The 18,861-nt window shown below is 28.2% G+C and carries 19 protein-coding genes and 1 CRISPR repeat array; of the genes, 6 read left to right on the top strand and 13 right to left on the bottom strand.

Annotation, left to right across the window (positions count from 1 at the left end; genetic code table 11):
• Positions 1–16: 16 nt before the first annotated feature.
• The 5 genes from MOO46_RS06055 to alsS all read right to left on the bottom strand — a co-directional run bounded on the left by MOO46_RS06055 (position 17) and on the right by alsS (position 4,160).
• Positions 17–1,045 (bottom strand): DUF916 domain-containing protein, encoded by a 1,029-nt coding sequence (locus MOO46_RS06055; RefSeq protein ID WP_249510790.1) that lies wholly within the window; start codon positions 1,043–1,045, stop codon positions 17–19.
• 286 nt (positions 1,046–1,331) lie between these two features.
• On the bottom strand, positions 1,332–1,574 hold the full coding sequence (locus tag MOO46_RS06050; protein ID WP_249510789.1) for a hypothetical protein: 243 nt from the start codon (positions 1,572–1,574) through the stop codon (positions 1,332–1,334).
• A 78-nt stretch (positions 1,575–1,652) separates the two neighbouring features.
• Entirely contained in the window at positions 1,653–1,892 is a 240-nt protein-coding gene (locus MOO46_RS06045; RefSeq protein ID WP_249510788.1) for a hypothetical protein, read from the bottom strand.
• A 37-nt stretch (positions 1,893–1,929) separates the two neighbouring features.
• Positions 1,930–2,472, bottom strand: coding sequence for a DNA-3-methyladenine glycosylase I (locus MOO46_RS06040; RefSeq protein WP_249510787.1), 543 nt, complete (start codon positions 2,470–2,472; stop codon positions 1,930–1,932).
• A gap of 14 nt (positions 2,473–2,486) precedes the next feature.
• On the bottom strand, positions 2,487–4,160 hold the full coding sequence (gene alsS, locus MOO46_RS06035) for an acetolactate synthase AlsS (RefSeq protein WP_249510786.1): 1,674 nt from the start codon (positions 4,158–4,160) through the stop codon (positions 2,487–2,489).
• A 112-nt stretch (positions 4,161–4,272) separates the two neighbouring features.
• On the opposite strand from alsS, the gene MOO46_RS06030 reads away from it, so the two are divergent.
• On the top strand, positions 4,273–4,686 hold the full coding sequence (locus tag MOO46_RS06030; RefSeq protein WP_249510785.1) for a MarR family winged helix-turn-helix transcriptional regulator: 414 nt from the start codon (positions 4,273–4,275) through the stop codon (positions 4,684–4,686).
• A gap of 368 nt (positions 4,687–5,054) precedes the next feature.
• Here MOO46_RS06030 and MOO46_RS06025 read toward each other — a convergent pair whose 3' ends face one another.
• The gene (locus tag MOO46_RS06025; protein WP_249510784.1) at positions 5,055–5,336 is read right to left on the bottom strand and encodes a putative quinol monooxygenase; all 282 of its coding nucleotides are present in this window, start codon (positions 5,334–5,336) and stop codon (positions 5,055–5,057) included.
• A gap of 157 nt (positions 5,337–5,493) precedes the next feature.
• On the opposite strand from MOO46_RS06025, the gene MOO46_RS06020 reads away from it, so the two are divergent.
• The gene (locus MOO46_RS06020; protein WP_249510783.1) at positions 5,494–6,051 is read left to right on the top strand and encodes a hypothetical protein; all 558 of its coding nucleotides are present in this window, start codon (positions 5,494–5,496) and stop codon (positions 6,049–6,051) included.
• A gap of 127 nt (positions 6,052–6,178) precedes the next feature.
• Here MOO46_RS06020 and MOO46_RS06015 read toward each other — a convergent pair whose 3' ends face one another.
• A complete protein-coding gene (locus MOO46_RS06015; RefSeq protein WP_249510782.1) occupies positions 6,179–6,454 on the bottom strand; it encodes a hypothetical protein in 276 nt (91 codons plus the stop codon).
• A 148-nt stretch (positions 6,455–6,602) separates the two neighbouring features.
• Here MOO46_RS06015 and MOO46_RS06010 point away from each other — a divergent pair, with 148 nt between their 5' ends.
• Positions 6,603–7,115: a hypothetical protein gene (locus MOO46_RS06010; protein WP_249510781.1), complete on the top strand. Its 513-nt coding sequence runs from the start codon at positions 6,603–6,605 to the stop codon at positions 7,113–7,115.
• 34 nt (positions 7,116–7,149) lie between these two features.
• Positions 7,150–8,241: direct repeats of the CRISPR family, unit length 36 nt; unit sequence GATTTAAACATTATTGATTTAACATACTTCTAAAAC.
• A gap of 40 nt (positions 8,242–8,281) precedes the next feature.
• Here MOO46_RS06010 and csn2 read toward each other — a convergent pair.
• From csn2 to MOO46_RS05985, 5 genes are all read right to left on the bottom strand, one after another.
• Positions 8,282–8,950: a type II-A CRISPR-associated protein Csn2 gene (gene csn2, locus MOO46_RS06005; protein WP_249510780.1), complete on the bottom strand. Its 669-nt coding sequence runs from the start codon at positions 8,948–8,950 to the stop codon at positions 8,282–8,284.
• Positions 8,947–9,252: a CRISPR-associated endonuclease Cas2 gene (gene cas2, locus MOO46_RS06000; protein WP_249510779.1), complete on the bottom strand. Its 306-nt coding sequence runs from the start codon at positions 9,250–9,252 to the stop codon at positions 8,947–8,949. Before cas2 ends, csn2 begins: the two co-directional genes overlap by 4 nt.
• Positions 9,230–10,132 (bottom strand): type II CRISPR-associated endonuclease Cas1, encoded by a 903-nt coding sequence (cas1, locus tag MOO46_RS05995; protein ID WP_249510778.1) that lies wholly within the window; start codon positions 10,130–10,132, stop codon positions 9,230–9,232. The genes cas2 and cas1 overlap by 23 nt, the downstream gene beginning before the upstream one ends.
• 62 nt (positions 10,133–10,194) lie before the next feature.
• On the bottom strand, positions 10,195–14,565 hold the full coding sequence (cas9, locus tag MOO46_RS05990; RefSeq protein WP_249510777.1) for a type II CRISPR RNA-guided endonuclease Cas9: 4,371 nt from the start codon (positions 14,563–14,565) through the stop codon (positions 10,195–10,197).
• A 515-nt stretch (positions 14,566–15,080) separates the two neighbouring features.
• A complete protein-coding gene (locus MOO46_RS05985; RefSeq protein ID WP_249510776.1) occupies positions 15,081–15,248 on the bottom strand; it encodes a hypothetical protein in 168 nt (55 codons plus the stop codon).
• Positions 15,249–15,346: 98 nt separating this feature from the next.
• Between MOO46_RS05985 and MOO46_RS05980 the strand changes: the two genes are divergently transcribed.
• The 3 genes from MOO46_RS05980 to MOO46_RS05970 all read left to right on the top strand — a co-directional run bounded on the left by MOO46_RS05980 (position 15,347) and on the right by MOO46_RS05970 (position 18,313).
• Entirely contained in the window at positions 15,347–15,973 is a 627-nt protein-coding gene (locus MOO46_RS05980; RefSeq protein ID WP_249510775.1) for a hypothetical protein, read from the top strand.
• 12 nt (positions 15,974–15,985) lie between these two features.
• Positions 15,986–16,909: a hypothetical protein gene (locus MOO46_RS05975; protein WP_249510774.1), complete on the top strand. Its 924-nt coding sequence runs from the start codon at positions 15,986–15,988 to the stop codon at positions 16,907–16,909.
• A 561-nt stretch (positions 16,910–17,470) separates the two neighbouring features.
• Entirely contained in the window at positions 17,471–18,313 is an 843-nt protein-coding gene (locus tag MOO46_RS05970; RefSeq protein ID WP_249510773.1) for a replication initiator protein A, read from the top strand.
• Here the strand turns inward: MOO46_RS05970 and MOO46_RS05965 are convergent, their stop codons facing one another.
• Positions 18,314–18,799, bottom strand: a complete 486-nt coding sequence (locus tag MOO46_RS05965) for an Lreu_0056 family protein (RefSeq protein WP_249510772.1) — start codon at positions 18,797–18,799, stop codon at positions 18,314–18,316. It lies immediately after the preceding gene.
• Between the last annotated feature and the right edge of the window lie 62 nt (positions 18,800–18,861).

Raw genomic sequence — 18,861 nt, 5'->3', positions numbered from 1 at the left:
ACGTTTTTATTCCAAACTACTTTCTTTTCTTATTATGGATATATATGATTGCCATTGCTGCAATTATTAATAATAAGATTGCAATAATTACACCCATAATCCAAATCCATATGTCATTGTTATTGGAATTGGTAGCAGTTTTATTATCTTCGTATGCTTTAGAAATACTTATATGGAAGTGATTAACATAACGCCAAAAATGATTCCCCCAGTAGACTTTACTTACAAAAACGTAATCGCCTGCTTTAAATGATTTATTAGTTGGGATAACCGCATTAAAATTGGTATTAGGGGCAATCGAACCATTTTTCTTCTTAGTTGAATATAATGGTTTATCGCGATTACTGTAGCTTTCTTTAGTATAAACGGAGTTATCGACTTCTACCCCCGTCATTAAAACGGGCTGATCATTTTTAAAATGGGCATAGAAAGTATTAACACCATTAATGACTTTACCATCAGCATTAGAAACATTAAGATGTGGTTTAGCCTTAGTACCCTGATTAATAACAACTGGAATAACGTAAGAATAAGCATTGTTAATCTTAACATTGCCTTTGTTACCACTACTTTCAGGATCACTAGTAAAAGTCAAACTTCCTAAAATAGTTCCATTAAAATTACTTGCTGGTGATTCAACGTTAAAATTAATTATAACATCAGATTTTGCTGGAACTGAAACATCATGCTTATCACCATTAGTAGTAAGTTTGCTTAATGGATACTTCATGCTAGCGTCAAACTTATTAACATCATTAGATGCATAACTAACTTCAATTCCATCACTAGTCAACGCCGTGTTAACTTTTGCATGAATTTTAATCACACTATCACCAGTATTAGTAATTTTTACCTTTAATTGATGATTTTGCGACGGTTGTGAATTAATATCAAAATAAGAGTTTTGATCCTTATTTGAATTATCACCTGATAATACAGGAGTAGCAGAAAAGCTTGTGTTTGAGGCATTTGCACTAATACTATCACTTAAAAAAAGTAATATAAAAAAGGCGAACAATATTATATTAATTCTAAATATTTTCATAAATAAATCCTCCAAAAAAACATTTTATAATTGAGGATATTTATGTTTTATGTAATTGTAATTTGCAAAAATATATCAACCCAATTCTTCATTAATTAGTATACACTTTGAAAAAAGCTAATTGAATGCTTGTTATAATGGGCTTTTGTTATATGAAAATTTTTATTATTTATTTTTAATTATAAATACTAATAAATCAGCCTTTATAAATTATAAAATTAAAATTATCCTTTTAAATTAAATATTACTAAAAAATCGCTTACAAACAATAAGCGATTTTTTTAAATTATGCAATTTTATTAACATCCATATAAATAGTTGTAGCTAAAGTTTCACTCAAATTAAATTCATCTTTCAATTTTTCAATTGCTTCTTTGTCATCTGCACTACTAGATATTAATTTTTTTGCGGCATCGACTTTATTAACATCATTTAAAAAAAGTCTTAAAACTCGACGTTCTCTAAACTCTTTAATAATGCCTAAGATTGCAATTAAAATCACTAGTAAAATTAATATAATCCATATCATAAACTACACCTCGGTATTAAAATTATAATTCACAAACAAAAATAGCCCAAGCAACATGGCTTGAGCTATCATTTAAAATTAATTCATCTTTTGCACAAAGGCAAATATATCGGTAGCAACGGCATTGTTTAAATTAAAGTCATCTTTAATTTTATCAACAGCCATCTTATCATCAGTATGGTTTTGAATGATCGCATTAACCTTCAAAACATTCGACTTATCATTTAAAAAATCAGTAATTTCTTGACGTTCTCTGAATTCTTTAACGACACAATATACAACAAATATAATTAGTAAAATAGAAAATATATTCCACATATTATTTAAATATCACTCCTATATAATTTATTATACGTTATATTTGAGAATAAATAAAGCACCTAGTTTCATGATCATTCACCAAACCAGCAGCTTGCATAAATGAATAAATCGTAACTGGACCGACGAACTTAAAGCCATCACTTTTCATCTGCTTACTTATTTTATCAGCTAATTCATCATAACTTGGAATATCTTTATATGATTTATAATTATGTTTAATCGTTTTATTATCAACAAATTTCCAAATATATTCATCAAATGAAACTGGCAGACCAGCAATTACCTGAGCATTGTTAATAACGGCTTTAATTTTAAGTTGATTTCGAATAATTCCCTTATCCTGCATTAAAGTATCAACTTGGTCAGTCATATTTTTTACTTCATTAATACTAAAGTTAGCAAAAGCATTTTTAAAATTAACTCGTTTATTTAATACTGTTTTCCAACTAAGCCCTGCTTGCATCATTTCTAATGATAATAATTCAAATAAACTACGGTCATTGTGACATGGACGTCCCCATTCGTTATCATGATATTGTTTCATTAATTCATTGTCATCAACCCAACCACATCTCATCAATAACACCTCAATTAATTTAATTCATTTGGAATGATTTTAGTTTTTAATTTGATATTATCTTTATATTCAACTGGAACTTCAATCACTACGGGTCCATCGACTTGTTGTGATTGTTTCAAAGTAGCATCCAATTCATCAACATCTTTCACACGATAACCAGTTGCACCAAAACTATCAGCGTATTTTACATAGTCGACATAACCAAGTTTAACCCCAGCATCATGGCCATACTTAGCTACTTCTTGGAACTTAACCATGTCGTAATAACCATCTACCCAAATGATTTGAATAATATTCAAGTTCAAACGGACTGCTGTTTCTAATTCCTGACCAGAGAATAAGAATCCACCGTCACCAGATATTGATATAACAGGTTGATCTGGTCTTGTTAAGGCTGCACCAATTGCCCATGGTAATGAAACGCCTAAAGTTTGCATTCCATTACTGAACAATAAATGACGAGGCTTATAAGTCTTAAAGTAACGCCCCATCCAAATATAATGACTACCAACATCAACAGTGACCGTCATATCATCATTTACAAAATTTTGAATCGATTGAATTATCGATAATGGATGTAAGCCATTTTCAGTCGTTTCATAGTTCATTTCAGTTTTATTTTCAAAATAATCTTTTAGACTACTCAAATGCTCTTGAACATCATCATCTAATGATAAGTTATTAGGTAAAAATTCATTCAAAGCATCAATACTCTCACCAATATCAGCATTAACAATAATATTAGGTTGATAGTCAGCTGTTATTTCTGGTGAAACCGTATCAATATTAATAATATCAGCATCATTAACATTCCAGTTTCGTGCCTCATATTCAACTGGATCATAACCAATCGCAATAACCAAGTCACTTTCTTTTAGAATTGTGTCACCAATTTGATTATCGAATAAACCTACTCGACCATAATAATTATCAACTAAATCACGTGAAATAACTCCAGCACCTTGATAAGTTTCAACAACTGGAATCGAGAACTTTTTAAGTAAACGGTGTAATGCTTCACTATTACCTTCGGTCGATGCACGCATTCCTGCTAAGAAAACTGGTTTTTTGGCATGCGTAATTAGTTTAGCAATTTCCTTCATTTGTGATTTATCAACACTACCATTATTCAATACCGGTAACTTTTGAATTGGCTTACGATCAGTGGTTTCACCCAAAATATCTTGTGGTAATGAAATAAAAGCGGCGCCCTTTTTAGGTGATTGTGCTGTGATAAACGCATTCGAAAAAGTTTCCGAAATATTATTTGAATCTTCAACTTCAACACTCTTTTTAGTGACACTACTCATTAAAGCTGCACTGGGGATACTTTGATGAGTTAATCTAAGCACATCATCACGCTTTACCTGACCCCCAATTGCAATAATAGGATCACCTTCAGAAGTAGCAGTGATTAAACCAGTTGCAAGATTTGATACTCCAGGGCCAGATGTAACTGCGACAACTCCAGGAGTATCAGTCAAACGACCAATAGCAGCCGCTATAAAAGCAGCATTTTGTTCATGACGAGCAATAATAAGCTTAGGTGCTTTCGGATCAGAACAATCTTTTAAGTCTTCAAATAATTGATCAACTTTAGCTCCAGGAATTCCAAATACATATTTGATTCCTTGATTAATCATACTTTGAATTAACGATTGTGATCCGGTCATTTTATTTTCCATAATTTCACCTCATAAAATTAATAACGAGTGGTCAATTTAATTGACCTTTTATGTTATAATATCATTAATTAACAATAAGTCAACTTAACTGACTAAAACAGGAGTGATTAATTTGCTTGATAAAGAAAAATTAATGGTATTTTATTATGCCTTCCAAGGAATCAATAATATCGCTAATTTAGATGAATATAACTTAACTCCCAATCAACAAAAAATGTTATTTGCAATCGATACGATTCCAGAAATAACAATTAAGCAATTGCTACAAATTATCGGTATATCCAAACAAGCACTAAACGTTGCTTGCCGTGATTTAAGAGAACGTAATTTGGTTTTCACAGCAACTGCCAAGTCAGATAAACGTAAAACAGCAGTTTATTTGACTGATGACGGATCTAAAATGATTGAAGAAATTGAAACATCACAACTAGAATTCATCAATAAGGTTTGTGGAAAAACTGATTTTAATTGGGAAGATACAATGAAAATATTGTCTAGCAATTATTTGAAGAATATACAAAAATAACAAAAAAAGATGCTACTAAAATCAAATATGATTAGCAGCATCTTTTTATTTTAATTTACTATTCTTTAAAAAAATTCCAATTCCTATTATAACCCATGTAATTAAAGCACATTGCCAAATACTTTCATAATAGAAAGAGCTAATAATTAATTGAATTAGGCCAATAATACAGATAAATAAAACGCTTATATACCAAATATTAAATAAGGTTTTAAATCCTCCCATGTGTCTGCACATCCCCTCAATCATCAAGATGAATAAATAAAATTTTAAATATAATTATATTGTAAGTGGTATTACAAATCAATATAAATCAAAAACATCTTTAGGAATGAAAAGAACTGCTAGAAAGAATATACATTTTAATATTATTTTTTCAAAAATAATAGTTCTGGTTCTTCAGTAACATAGTCGCCAATATGTTCTTGGAAATTAATTAAATGTTTAGTTTGTAAATGCGCATCTAAATCTTCTTGGCTATCCCAATGTTCCAAAATTAAATATTGGTCTTCATTAGCAGTATCTTGATAATGTGCATATGATAAATTACCTTTATCATTCAAAGACTTGCTAACTAAATCTTTAATAAAGCCCAAATATTCAGCACGTTTATCGGGGTTAATTTTCATTCTAACGTTTACAACAATCATTTTTAACACTCCTTAAATATTTAATCGTATAGAACAATGTATATCCAATTTATAAAAATTTCAAACATTCAGCATTATAAATATAATTATAGATTTGCATTCCACTTTTAATTAGTTATATGATTATATTCAATAAGAAAATAAGGGTTGAAAAATAATGAATAAAAACTTGCAATTAATTAAACACGCTGAAGAACTTGGCCTACAAGATAAATTTGCTAAAGCATTGGAAGAACTAAAACAGTTGCCAGAAATTTCAGTGGAAGAATATACTAGTAAAATTAAGGTTAGTAAAAAGCCTAGTAAAGATTCAAAAATTGATGTTGCTGAAACTAGAAAATTAAATGATAAGTTATCAACATTTGATTACCTTAACTATCATGATTTGTTAGATTCATTAATTGTGAATATCGCTAGTGTGATAGATGATGATAAATGTGACTTAGATAATAACGTCATCAATAACCTTGATGAAAAAGACTTAGCTAATGCCAACAATGTTATTAATGAATTTTTATATGATACTGATATTGAATTTAAAACATTAAAAGAAAACACTATCAATATAAATATGCTTGAAGATAATATCATTAACAAAAGCGAAATTATGAATAATGTGTACTCATTTGATGCCTTTGATATTCATAATGTTAGCAAAAAAGAACTTCAAGCCAAAATGCAACAAATGTGGATTATGTATAAAAAAATTCAATAACCAAAAATGGAGACAATTAATTTTGTCTCTATTTTTTAGTTTGAAGATTAAAGATTACTGAAACAATAACTAAACTAATAAATAAAGTCACCCTTAAATTAATAAAGGTGACTTTTAATAATTTAAATTAATTATTATGTGCACTATTAATTTGTTTCATGCTCTTAGGTAAAGAATCTCTAAGCGCAATTTTGTACATTCTATTCTTGTTAAGCTCACTGTAAACATGGTTATGTTTGCTAGCTTGATGTCTCAACATATTGTTTTCTTGAATGTGACGATATTGGTTAGCCATCTTAGTGGCTTTAATATCTCTAACTGAATCTTTATTAATTTTGGTATCTTCTTTGTTTTCTTCTTTTTTAATCATATTTTTAAACTTGTTAAACATGCTATCCATCATATTAATTACCCCTATCTTTTAAAAAATATCTAACATAGTTATTTTAACATTGTTTTTTATAATGAAAAGGATGTGCTAATAGGATTAATTGCCTTTATGACAAGCTGGGACTATTATTAAATATGAATACATTGCTAGGAGGAAACTTATGATTTCGCATAAAAAATCAATTTTAAAATTAAATATATCAATCTTGTTTGCTCTATTATTATTTTTTGGCATTAATGTAAATTCAGCTCAGGCTAAATACAAAGGTCATCATCAAACCCCAACTGAATTAAGAGGAAATTGGTATGCATGGAATAAACATACAAAGAAATTTGATCATATGCATATCTATAAATACTCAGTCTATTTCAACCAAAAAAGACTTTATGCTAAGAATAATAAGAGTTATATGTACGTTATTAAGCATAAAAAAGGTAGTAGTAAATATGGTAAGCAACATGGATTTGGTGGAACCAATTATACATTTTATAGAAGTTTCACGATGGGGGATGCTAAAGCATACTGGCTATCACATCGTAAGATTCATGGTAGACGCGTCTTAAAAACATATAAAGATTCGTTAGGATTCAATATCTATAATCGAACAAAGATTAAACATGACTATTCATACAATTACACTGAGTATAATTACATGAGTAAAATTGGTCGATAAGACAGGAAAAGGAGCTGAATGTTCAGCTCCTTTTTTGTGGAACATTATTGATTTAACACGCTTCTAAAACCGCAGTCGCGGGAGTGATTATAGTAGTCTCAACTTAAACATTATTGATTTAACATACTTCTAAAACTGCTATCAACATCTTTATAAAACTTCATAAGATTTAAACATTATTGATTTAACATACTTCTAAAACGTTAAATACCATGATGGCTTCTTAAATAAAGATTTAAACATTATTGATTTAACATACTTCTAAAACTTGCTAACAGTCATTGCTGGGTCTAGTACTGATTTAAACATTATTGATTTAACATACTTCTAAAACGCACAAGAATATAATGGAATGCCTACTGGAGATTTAAACATTATTGATTTAACATACTTCTAAAACCTAACAATTGTTTAGCAGTTACTTTGGTAGGATTTAAACATTATTGATTTAACATACTTCTAAAACCTAACAATTGTTTAGCAGTTACTTTGGTAGGATTTAAACATTATTGATTTAACATACTTCTAAAACTAACGGTTTGCTAAATAAAACTGGTTATAGGATTTAAACATTATTGATTTAACATACTTCTAAAACTTACCTAACCTAACCTTACCTAACCTATGCGATTTAAACATTATTGATTTAACATACTTCTAAAACACCTACCGGCAATTTGTTAGCTGGATAATGGATTTAAACATTATTGATTTAACATACTTCTAAAACCTTATCACGATAAAAAACAAAAAAGTGTAAGATTTAAACATTATTGATTTAACATACTTCTAAAACTCTGGTGTAGCCACGCCTTGTTCTAAATATGATTTAAACATTATTGATTTAACATACTTCTAAAACAGGAAGGTTCTGGGATTTTTATAAAACTGTGATTTAAACATTATTGATTTAACATACTTCTAAAACTAGTTGCTGAATATGACTCAGCTGTTACTAGATTTAAACATTATTGATTTAACATACTTCTAAAACAGATTACTTTGAGCAAGTACAAGCTGATCGGATTTAAACATTATTGATTTAACATACTTCTAAAACAGACCATACGACTATAAGACGGCGTAACTTGATTTAAACATTATTGATTTAACATACTTCTAAAACCGTTAATTTCTCATAATTATTTCATATTACTTATGACTTATTAATACCAGTCAACGAAATCTTGGTCTATATATGCAAAATTACAATGTTTATAAGTATCTTTGGATTGCAAGTCAGTAAATTCGATCATTATTAATGGAATTGAAGCACTCTTACATAAATCTGCAATTCCACCAATTTGTTCCGGGGTTAAATAATGAGCTACATTAGTAACCGCCAAAACTGACGAATCTTTTAGTTCTAGATGTAATTTTATTAATATCTTTATTTTATCATAAGGATTATTAATAGAAAAATTATCAAAATGAATTTTGGAGTATTTAAAAATTCTTTTTAAGTCATTATCGTATTCCACTTCTATTGGTAAATCATACATAAATAAATGACTTTGAATAGTATTAAATAATTTTCTGTTAGCTTCATGAACTGAATTAATTTCTTTCTCGTTTAAATGATTGGAAATGTTATTAATCAATTTATTTTTATACTTTTGGTTAACATCAATTGACTCAAGTAAATCACCTACCCAATCAATATTTTTACTATTATCTAGCATATTATAATCTTTATCGAAAAAATTAACTAAATCCATATCACCATTCAATCCGTTAATAAGATCAAGATAAACAGATTGATTATTAGTCCCAATGACAACAGCATTACCTTTTTGGATAGTTATTTTTTTATGTGTCCTGTAACTAAATATCATAAAATGATTGTCCTTTCTGATGAGTTACGGATGTCATCAATTGGTTTACCAGTAATAAAATGAATATCATCATACTGCTTTTCAGTAATCATAAAGCTTTGAATCAATCCCTTAATAGGTGCCATCGCTGCGACTCTTTTTTCTAAAAACTTAGCTGACTTTCGGTTAACACACACCCGCTCATAAACAGAATATTGCAGCATCATAAATCCCTCGTTAATTAACTTTTTTCTAAAGTTACGATAATTTCTTCTATCTTTACTAGTTTCAGTTGGTAAATCAAACATTACTATTAAGCGCATTATTCGGTACCTCATTAATCAATTCAACCTCCATCTTAATGGATTTACCTGTAGTTAAATATTTAAGACAATCACTTGTGTATTTATCTATTGCGTTATTTAAAAGCATCGTTTTTCCATTATAAATAATTTCAACATTTAATAGCTCTACTAAACTGAACTTGATATCTGGAGTTAATTTATAAAAGTTTTTATTAGCTAACCAATAATCAACAATGGGTCTAAAAGGTTCCATTAAATCTGAACCTAAATTAAAATTATTTTCATCACTATGATGGTGGATTCCAATTTCAGTTAAATAACCATTCAATACAATCGAACGATTAAAGGTAGACAATAAAATGGAATATCCATAATTTAAAGCCGCATTCATTGGTGAAAAATCACGACGAGTAAACTTCTTATCAAATAGCAACATAAAGTATTTCCTAGCAACCACTGCTTCTCGATTACTAGTATCACCAAGTTCTAACTTACCTAATTCATTTTCTAAAGATTTAGTATCATGATTATAAATTCTTAAAACATTAATTTGATTAATAATTTTATTATTAATAATCTTTGTCCATAGAACATTTACACGACTACTTGGCCAATTATATTGTTTTTCTAATTTATCAAGAGAACGATTATTAGGATAATAATTTACTGTTTCACAGCATGGTTCGTGGTTATTATCTGAAAAGACAATCTTTACATCAGTATTATTCAATTGACTTATTAATTCAGTTGTTATCACTGCTTGGTTACTTTCAACAATTAATATATAAATATCAGCTATGGGTATCTGATGCATTCCTTCAAATGTTTGGACAATCATATTGTTAGCTGAATAAGATAATTTAGCATGTTGAGAAATAATTACGTTCCGCCATCCCATAAATTTACACTTTCTTTCTAAAAAATGGCCGATTCAAATTAGAATCGGCCATTTTTATAATCTTATAAGTCTTTAATTCTAACTTTTCGTTCAAATAATCCGGTTGGTGATTGATAAATAATCATAGCGTTCTCAGATAATTTAACACCATTATTTATCATACCGAGATCAGTATTCATACCTATTATCTTAAGATTTTTTCTAGTAGGGTTATCATGAAGTCCCTCTAAAATATCATTTAAAATATTAATTTTTGCAAAATTATCACTAATATTTTTAAACTTGTCAAAGCCCTCATTGAGTTTCTTTCTAAATGAGTTAATATCATACAATGGTAAATATTTATTAACTTGTTTTAAGATATCATTGTATACATAATCAAGCTTTTTGCTAAATTCTTCAGATGATAAATCATTCCGCAATTTTTCGTCTTTAAGAATCTTAACTGATTCAGACGATATAACTAATTGCTTAGCATTATACTTGTAGGTAGCACTTCCAACTGTATATTTTTCATCACCATCCACAATTAATTGACGATACATAACTTTATCTAAAACAACTGTAAATTTTTTATTAGGCAATTGTTCACTAATCATTTCATGTAATGTATTTTGATAAGAAGATAAGCTATCTTTTTTAGCTCTATTCAAATCAGACAAACATCTAATTGGAACTCCGACTAGCTTATATTCGTTTTCATTGTTGCTAGTAATTTTCACCATTGCCATATAAGCATTATTATTCCCAGTATGACCACCATATAAGTTAGTTGGTTTATCTTTTTTAATTGAAGTAAATTTATTATTTGCTAATTTAGCAGGATAAACACTCTGATTATATAAAGCATTTTTTCTGGTAGAAACTTCTTGAGTAACCAACATAAACTTATACTCATAAATATTTTTGATTATTTTAATTGCTTCTTTACGATTTAATATAATTTCGCCGCTATTTTTATCAAAAATTTTATTTTCATGTTCTTTGCTTGGGTTAGTAATATCATGCAAGAAACTAAATGTTTTTAGATGATTGATAATTTCAGAATCATCGAACTTTTTAAAATCACCATAGACAAAATAATGTCTTAGTTTAGGATAGCGATTATACAAATAAGTTCCCACAAATGTGGTTAAATAAGCATCCACACCGTGATGATAGTCATTTAATTCTCTTGATTTAAATAGTTCAAATGTATCTCTTAATTGGGTATTCATATAGGCCTTAACTTCAATAATATTGGTATCATCGTTTTTATATTTATCATTTAGAATATTAGCTACTAACTTGATGACTTGACTAGTTTCGACCAATTGACGGTTTACAAAACCCTTTTTAGTATATTTACTAATTGAGTCTAATCGAGTAGTTAAATTACGGAACTTACGAATACCAATAAGATCTTGTTCCAATAGTTCTCGCCAATATTCAACTCGATTAATAATGTTAATTGATGATAAACCATCTAATGGTGTTTTATCACCCTTCATATCATTGGTTTGATGATTAGTAAGCACCTTATTGTCTAGTGAATCATCTTTAATAAAGCTTTGAGGAATAATATGATCAATATCACAATTGATTACACTATCAATATCAATGGGGTTCCCAGTGTAGATATCAATTCCCTTTTGCATGAAATAAAGATACAACTTATCAGATAAATTCTTTTTATTACTTTTTAATTCATTCTTTAATTGTTTTGAAATATCTTTGGATAGTTTTTTGTATATTTTATCCATTTGATTGCCACGACTCTTTTTAATATCTGAATTAGAATCCGGTTTCCTTGTAAATTCAATGGAGATAGATGATGGTGCTTGGCCTTTCATTGCTCGTTGAATATCATCGACAACTTTCATTGTTTGTCTAATGGATTTTTTATTTTGTGGTGAAGTATAGGCATTATCTAGAATTGTTTCCATTCCTAAATTATTAACCTGTTTAGAATTAATTTCTGCAATTTGATTTTTAATATCTGGGTCATTTATTGCTTGCATAAAGTTTACAGAATTATTCCATAAAATATCCATAACTCTTTCACCATTTTTATTTAATAAACCAGTTAACAACTTCTTTGATAATCGACCCCAACCACTATAACGTTTGCTAACTAATTGATTAACTTGATTGTCATTTAACCAACTAATATCTTTAAGTTGTAACCTTAAAATATCGCGATCTTCAAAAATGGTGGACCACTCAATAATTTTTTCAAAATCATCACGCAAACTTAAATCATCAATTTTATCGCCAAATATTTTTTTCATATCAATGTATGAACCATAATTGTTATTAAACTTGTCTTTATCTGATAATCCAGTTATTTCAGGTGCCTTAATATAGTCATCTGCTAAATAATTACTTAGTTTCTTCGCGGTAACACTTTTTTGTTTTTTGAATAAATCATTAAAGACTGATTGCTTTTGTTTTACGGTTAAGCGTTTACCGTCAGCTTTTACAATATTTAGTTCATTTAATACTTTAAATTCTTGATATAACAAACTATTATCTGGCAATACATCTTCATTGATTAAATAAGTATCTTTAACCGTCATTCGCTTAATGAATTCAGTAGCAGTAGATTTTACATCTACCTTATCTTCAAAGTTCCATGGCGTAATCACGCCACTGCTTTTTCTTTTCATCCATGCAAAATTAGCATCAGAACTTTTTTTCTGATCATCAGCAGTAATCATTGGTCCAACATAATATGGAATTCTAAATGCAATTAGTTCATCCAACTTATATTTTGCAACATTTTTACGATTTGAATTAGGATTTAATTCAGCTAACCAAGGATAAAATTTCTTTTGTTTATCAATAATTTGGTCCATTTCATTTTGATTAATTTGATGTGGAATACTAGCATTATCAGAAGTTCTAAGTTTAGGTAAATAATTTCCCGCTTGAATGGCTTTACTAATACTAACAATTTCTTCTTTAATAGTTTTATTGCTAAACAATTCTTTTAGTGGATTATTGTCTAAAATATTTTGAATATCATTTTCGGAAATAAGGTCATCTTTCTTTTTACCTTTTTTTAATGCCTTAATCGCTGTTTGAACTTCAGAATAACTATCATTTTTAATTAATTCTTTAGTTTTATTTTCAAAATCTTTCAAAGATATTGGAGTATTGGATAACATCTCACTTAAAGTCTCAGTTAACTCAGGATTACCAAGTAAATCATGAAAAATTGAAAATAAGGAACTTTGAGTGATTTTCTTTTTATGATTTTTTAATACCTTTTTTATCGCATCTTTGCCATCTTTGTTCGAAATAGTATCAAGAAAATTATCTAAAGCATTAGATGAAAAGTTTTCCTCGTCTAAATTGCCAATGTATGCAGCATAGGCTATTTTAAGATTAATTTTCCTATTTTTATCAAAGTCTAAATTATCTAAAATATTCAACTTGAGACTTCTTAGTTGATCATGATGCAAATTATACTTATCAACCATCGATTCAGAATAAGTCTTCCCATTAGGGATAATTTGATTTAACTTTGCCCTTGAATACAAGGTCTTAATTTCATTAATAATATTTTGTTGGACTTCATTAACTTCGGAAAAAATAGCAGTAATTTGATCATCACTATTAGCTTTAGATAAGCATAATTCATTACTTTCTAGTTCTTCAGCACCTAAAATTAAATTAATTTTTTTACTATTGTATCCTAAAATTAATTTCACAATTTCAGTAATGATAGCTTTATCTTCTTTATTACTAACTTTGTTTTGTAATAAATTAATTAGTGTTTTTTTCTTATCAAAATTACGAATATTATTATCTAGTAAAATTGATTCAATCTTTTCAGCATTTAAATCATTAAGGCTAAAAGTAAGGTTTATTTGCTCGTAAAGATTATTAATATTATGTAATACATCAACTAAATGCATATCTGATGCTTCAAAAGAAGAAGCTGGCGTAGTATCCAAAAAATTCCCGCGATTTTTTACCATTGAATGAAAAGCTAAATAAATTTCTCTAATATCAGCTTTTTCATCCGATTTCATTAATCGATTTCGTAAGTGAAAAATAGTATCGTTCCCACGTTTATCTTCTTGAATATTGTTTGTATGAAAACGTTTATTCTCATCTTTTGGGAATAATAACTTACCAAAATATTTTTTATTTTCATCCTGATTGGACAAACTAGATTGTTTAAGTCTTTTTAAGAAGTCGGCATCAACTTCATCTAAGGGTTCCTTGAAGATTTGATTTAATAAGTTCAAGCGCCATCTTCTACGATTGTATCTTCTTCTAGCAGTTCTGTGTGTTCGACGTTCTTCTGCGGTTTGTCCTTCATTAAACAAACGAGCACCGATAATATTTTTACCTTTTTTATGAACGAAGCTGCCATCATCATACTTAGCAGCAAAGCCCACTGATGATGTTCCTATATCTAATCCAATATGATAATTTTTCATTACATTCTCCTTTTATTTTTCTATTTACTTACTTTTAATCTATTAAAGAAACAAATATAATTTTAATTTTATAGTTGTATAAAGTCAAATTTATTAGAAGTGTTGACAAAATTGAAATAAGTAATATAATAAAGGCTGTTGGTTAGCTACCAACTTTTAAACATTATTGATTTAACATACTAAGTTAAAATCAAACAAAGAATCTTATTGATTCTGAGTTTATATCTTTTTTATAATTGGGCATTTATATGCCATTACATATCTTTGGCTAAAGTTTTAAATAACTTTAGCCATTATTTATTAGATTAAAAGCTAAGTAAATATTTTAGAAGTATGTTAAACAAAAATACTCGTTGGTGAAGATTAACTTCCAACGAGTATTTTTATTTAGTATTCTAAATTACAAAGCAAAGGTTTTACCATTAGGATTATTATTATCATATACAGTATATGTCCCATCCGAAAGGCTTTTAATATTATAACTAAAGCCACTATTCTCTTCTTCTCTAAATAATTCATTTTTTGCTGTTCTTCTGTTTCATATTCTTTATTATAAGATGATATTTATTATGCTTAGACTTAGCAATTATTACATAATTATAATTTACACTAGTAAATTGTTGAAACAATGATAAAGTCATCATTGATAATCCATTTACAGAAATTTTATCGATAAATTTCATATGTATTCTTCTTAATCAATAGAATTCAATGATAGCATAAACTTAAATTAATGTTATTATAAATTAAGTATCATATTAATTATGGAAGGAGTAATCAAATGAAAAAAGTGGATTTCACAAGATACGATAGCATTGCAATTTGGAGCACTCCAAAAAGCACTGATAATTTAGATTCAAATAGAGAAAAACTATTTAAAGAATCATATAAAGAAAAGTATTTTGAAGAATCTTGGATGAATGATATTAATCTAGATAGAGTTATAGTTGGTCAAAATCCTGGTAAAGAGGGAAATAAAATTGACGATAATTCTTTGTTAGCTTTTCATTGGAATAAAAACAGCAATGATTATAGATTAGCTGCCGCATTATATGGAACTAGTTTCTGGGGTGCATTTATGACTGATTTAAATTCAGAATTTAATAGTCATAGTGATCAAGTAGATGCAGATGTTTCAGATGTTGAAGATTTACTTGATAAAATGGATAAACTAAAGATTAATAAAGATGCAAAAATATTATCTATTGGAGGCAAATCATTTCATGCATTTAAAAAATATAATAAAGAAAAATATGGAATCATAATGCACAATGATAATTACGATCCAATAGAAGTTGAAGGACACAAAGTAATTTATATTCCACATTATTCTGGCAGTAATAATGGATCAGGTGCTAATGATTGGAATACTGAAAATGTTCATAGAACTATAAAAAAATATAACTAAAGGAGTTTTTACATGAAAGATTTTGTCTCAAAAAATTATAAATCAATTGTTTTAGAAATATTAGTAATATTATTATTTAGTATTTTAGGTACTATGATTTTTACAAATAATGCAAATGCATCATCTCTAAAAACAAAGCCAGCTACATATTATTACACATTAGAAAATGAAAATACAAATAAAGATAAAGATCAAGCACAAACAGTATTACTAAAAGCCAAAGAAGGACAAAAAATAACTGTTAAGGCACCAACGTTTAAAGGATATAGTACTCCGGTTAAAAAAGTAACTTTCGTACTATGGCATGGTAAATTTGTTGAAGATATTTTAAGTAGTGGCGGTGGAATTAATCCATATACAAAAGATTCTCATATTAAGAATGGTGTATCTAAAGTTACATCAAATTTAGGCTCAAACATTCCTAATGCAAAAGTTAAAACTACTAATGAAAAAAATATTATCTCTGATGATTTTGCAAAAGGTACATTACCAGATACCTATGTATCTCCTAACTATGGACATTTTAATACTAGAACAATTAAATATTATATCCAATCTAATTCTAAAAAAGATAGAAATATTTGGAAGTCAGCAATTAAAAAGATTAGAAATAATGGTACATTAAAATTCATAGAAACTAATAAACAAAAAGCTAATCTAATTCTTAAAAATAGCAATATAAAATACAGCTATTCTTGGACAACAAATTTAAATAAAAAGCATGTTATTACAAAAGGTTCGTTAACATTTAATAAAAATCGGTTATTAATGGGAGATACAGAGTTTACTCCTATCCAAGGAATTTTATTAACAGTTGGTTTAAAGCAAAACAAATATTGGGATAGTATGTTGTATAAGAATCGTCCAAATTTACCATCCAATTTATCTCAGGGTGACAAAGCTGGTTTAGCTAAAGCATATAAGAACGTAAAATAATATATTTAGTAATTTGAATCCTGTAGATTTTATCTAAAATTTACAGGATTTTTCATACACTCTAACTGACACCAATCAACATGTTATATATAGTACACCTGTAAATAACAAGAAGCCCTGCTTTAACAGAACTTCTTAGTAAAGCCGTTTAAAAGACGGTGGCATAATTATAGTTAACTACTTAAAGCTATCCCATAACCTGTCAAAGTTATATAATGGGATGGCTTTTTATTTATGCATATTGATATAATTTAACAATGCTAAAATAAGTATTAAGCTAAATGATGATTAGGGTAATAAACATTTTTCTTATTTACACCCCACCAAAAAACCGCTATACTTATAAACATACAAAAATAAAACATAGAAAAAGAGCGTTGATCGACAATTACTACCAATAATTATCGACCAGCTAACAAAGTAATCGGACTACTTGTTAACCTTTAACGCTCCTTAGTTATTATATAAGAGCTAGGGATTCGTTTCAATATATCTTACATATATGAGGGGACAAGTTTATTACTTGTGCCCTCTTTTTCTGTCCAAAAAGGATGGATACTGATGAAACAATTTATTAAATTTGATATTGATTTACGTAATGATGACCGTTTAAACAATGATACTCGCTTGGCATATGCATACTTATACGACCGCATGCAATCTTCAATCAAGCGCCGTGAATTTTTTGATAAAAAAGTAAATGCATACTATGTAATTTATACCGTTGAAGAAATGATTAAAGACTTAGGTGTTGGTCGCAATACAGTAATTAACGTCTACAAAAAACTAGCTAAGTTAGGATATGTGATTAAGAAAAAAGTATTCAATGGCGCCACCAGATTCTTTTTACCCCATTTTCATGATGATAGTGCAGATTCTAAACCTACCCAAGTTGATTCTAGCAACTCTAATCAAACTAACTCTAAACAAATAACATCTAAGACAGCTGTTACAGCAGAAGCTAATATTCATCACCAAAATAAACCGGTTAACATTAGTGAATTTGATTTAATGCAGAATGTGGTGGATGGTTTAAAAGCTAAAGCAGCCTTTGAGCCGGACTTAATTAATACGTTAGTGAAATATTCTGAAAATGCGCATTGTTTGTATCAATATGCACAACTTATTTTTAAAACTAAAAAAGCTTCACTTAAGCGTGCCATTAAACACGGCTACAGTGAAGCCCGTAAAGCCTTACATTTTGAAACAAACTGTTATATGCAAAGTAATTTAGTTAAAACGATGCGAAATTTAATTATCCAAACTCGCACTAATCATAAAATTCATAATAAATCTGCTTATATTGCCCAAGCGTTATATAAGTTTTTTGATGATGTCGTTTTAGATTATCATGATCGTCTTGATATGCATGAAGTTAAGGATTTTAACATCCCAATCATATAATTAATAATTATCATTTTTTAGTTTACTTGCATAGTAGTTAACAGTATTTCTTTGTGATTTAGTATGATAATACTTATTTACTAAATATTTAATTGAAACATGACGTTGCTTGATGAAATGGCCATGCGCAACATCTTGCTTAGGTCCGACGTACCAATATTTATAATAAGCGGTATTCCCATTATGTTTATAGTAGATAAAGCTAGTAGGATCACCTTGACCAGTCACATATGAGTAACCTTTAAGCATAGTGGTATGCTTACTATTATCATATGCCATTACACCCATTTTGGAATATTCTTTAACCATTTTAGGTGAATACAAATATTTAAAAGTCATCATAATACCTAACTTTTTATCGTTTAATTGATAACGATTATATGTGGTATTAGCACTTGCATCTTGGCTATTCATTACAGTTAGTGTCATTGGAATAAACAACATTGCAATTAATAAGAAAATGATTGATTTTTTATTTTTCAACATAAATGAATCCTGCTTTCTTTTTTATAATTGATAGAATTTTATTTTTTATTAAATTATTATTT

Source organism: Apilactobacillus apisilvae, assembly GCF_023380225.1.
Lineage (GTDB): Bacteria > Bacillota > Bacilli > Lactobacillales > Lactobacillaceae > Apilactobacillus > Apilactobacillus apisilvae.
The sequence above is the reverse complement of the archived record's forward strand: the minus strand, read 5'-3'. Positions and strand labels throughout refer to the sequence as shown.